The sequence below is a fragment of the Thiobacillus sp. genome (genome assembly GCF_024708915.1).
Map to the genome: position 1 here is coordinate 1 of NZ_JANJXQ010000274.1, position 2,345 is coordinate 2,345.

At 63.0% G+C, this 2,345-nt stretch carries 3 protein-coding genes; 1 reads left to right on the forward strand and 2 read right to left on the reverse strand.

The window, feature by feature from the left end:
* The coding region (locus Q0L94_RS17635; protein ID WP_296755950.1) for a SulP family inorganic anion transporter at positions 1-1,255 on the reverse strand (1,255 nt) is incomplete at its 3' end.
* Between the two features lie 159 nt (positions 1,256-1,414).
* Between Q0L94_RS17635 and Q0L94_RS17640 the strand changes: the two genes are divergently transcribed.
* The gene (locus Q0L94_RS17640) at positions 1,415-1,975 is read left to right on the forward strand and encodes a carbonate dehydratase (protein WP_296755953.1); all 561 of its coding nucleotides are present in this window, start codon (positions 1,415-1,417) and stop codon (positions 1,973-1,975) included.
* 30 nt (positions 1,976-2,005) lie between these two features.
* Here Q0L94_RS17640 and Q0L94_RS17645 read toward each other — a convergent pair.
* Positions 2,006-2,345 (reverse strand): helix-turn-helix domain-containing protein (locus Q0L94_RS17645; RefSeq protein WP_296755956.1); only part of this gene is annotated, 340 nt, incomplete at its 5' end.

Sequence of the window (2,345 nt, forward strand, 5' to 3'; positions counted from 1 at the left end):
CGAGGCGCTGCTTGGTCTTTGCCGCCAGCGCCTTGGCCATCGAGATGCTTTCCATGAAGGCGACCAGCGCAATGATCAGCGCGGCGGAAAACAGCTGCATGAAGGCGTCGAGCGACAACGCCGGCACGCGGAAGGACGGCAGGCCGGCCGGGATGTTGCCGACCACGTCGCCGCCGCCGGTCAGGCTCATCTTGCCGTTTTCGATTTTCTTGATGTGCCAGTGCTGGCCGTCGGTCTTCACGCCGTCGGGGACGGCGCCTTCCAGATACAGCGTTGCGGACTGGCCTTCGGGCGCATCGGCGCGCTCGAAACCCAGCTTGCGGATGTATTGCATGCGCTCCTTGTTCTGCTGTTCGAAACCAGCAGCCTCCAGATTCAGCAGGTCGATCTGGTAGTTGAGACCGGCCGCAGCACGGGCGTCGTTCACCTTTTCCAGCCCACGCAATGCGGCTGTTTTTGCCGTGACATCGCCCTTGATCTCGTCGATGCGCGCCTGCGCCTGGGCATAGCTCGCCACCAGTTCGCGCGCGGCGGGGTCGGCAATCGTGTCGGGCGCGCCACTGGTCTTGTGCGCAAAGCCGACCGCAAAGCTGACCAGGGTGGTGATCACCACCGCAACCAGCACGCTGGGCTTGGCCAGCAGCGGAATCTTCTTCATCCCCAGCATCAGGGCCAGTGCAAACACCGACATCGCCAGCGTGGGCAGATGGGTCTGCGGCAGATAGGCGAACATTTCCCAGATATCCGCCAGGAAGGAATCGCTGCGGCCCTTGGGGATGCCCAGCAGCATATCGAGCTGGGACAGCGCAATGATGATGGCCGCCGCATTCATGAAGCCCAGAATCACCGGATGCGACACGAAGTTGACGATGGTGCCCAGCTTGAGCACGCCCAGGCTGAACTGGATGACGCCGACCATCAGCGTCAGCAGCAGCGCAAGACCGATGTAGTCCTCGGAAAACGGGATCGCCAGCGGCGCCAGTGCCGCGGCCGTCATCAGCGACACGATCGCCACCGGGCCGGTTGCCAGCTGCCGCGAAGATCCCCACAACGCCCCCAGGATCGCCGGGATGAACGCCGTATACAGGCCGAAATACACCGGCAGCCCCGACAACTGCGCATACGCCATCGCCTTCGGGACCAGCACCAACGCGCCGGTGATGCCGGCCATCATGTCGCCGCGCAGGACGACCGAGCTGACGGGGAACCAGGCCAGAAAGGGAAAAAACCGCACAAGCCATTTGTTGTCGTACATGAGTGCCGCCCCGAACGCTGACAAGTTGCTTACCGCAACATTGGTGTTGAAAAATGTAATATTCTAACATTTTGACACGACGTACCGGAAGCCGCCGGCCCGCCCGCGGCGGATTCAGGGCAAGCCGGTTTCCGGCCCACACATCGACCGAGGCCACATATGATTCGTCGCAATCCCAACGGGGACATCCCCCAGGTACACGAGACCGCCTTCGTCGACCCCACTGCCATCCTCTGCGGCAAGATCATCGTGGAAGCCAATGTGTTCATCGGGCCGTATGCGGTGATACGCGCTGACGAGGTCGATGACGACGGCGGCATGGAACCCATCGTCATCGGCGCCGATTCGAACATTCAGGACGGAGTGGTGATTCACTGCAAGGCGGGGGGCGGGGTCAACATCGGGCGTGGCACCTCGATCGCGCACCGTTCCATCGTGCACGGGCCCTGCACGGTCGGCGACCATGTGTTCGTCGGCTTCAACTCGGTGCTGTTCAACTGCGTGGTCGGCAGCCATTCGGTGATCCGCCACAACTCGGTGGTCGAAGGCTGCGAGGTGCCGCACAGCTTCTATATCCCCTCGACCGCCAACATCCGCGCCAATGCGGATCTGGCCGGAATCGAGCGGGTGACGGCGGATGTCAGCGATTTCTCGGAAAGCGTGGCGCACGCCAACCACGAACTGGTGAAAGGCTACAAGCGCATCCGCAACGAGTTCTGAACGCCGCGCCGCCCGGGAACTACAGGGGGCTCAGCCCTTTTCCACCTCGTAGCGCTTCAGCTTGCGCCACAGGGACACGCGGTCGATGCCGAGGATTTGCGCGGCCAGGGTCTGGTTGCCGCCGGCTTCCTGCAGCACCCAGTTGATGTAGTCCTGCTCCTGCTCTTCCAGGCTGGGGATGCGCCCCTCTTTTTTGCGGAAGGTGCGAATCGACAGTTCGCGCAGGTCTTCCGGCAGCTGGGCGGGCTCGATGCGGTGGCCGCTGGAGAGCGCGACGCCGCGCTCGACGATGTTTTCCAGTTCGCGCACGTTGCCGGGAAAATCGTAGGCGCGCAGCAGTTCGAGGGTGTCGGGCGCAAGCTCGCCGACA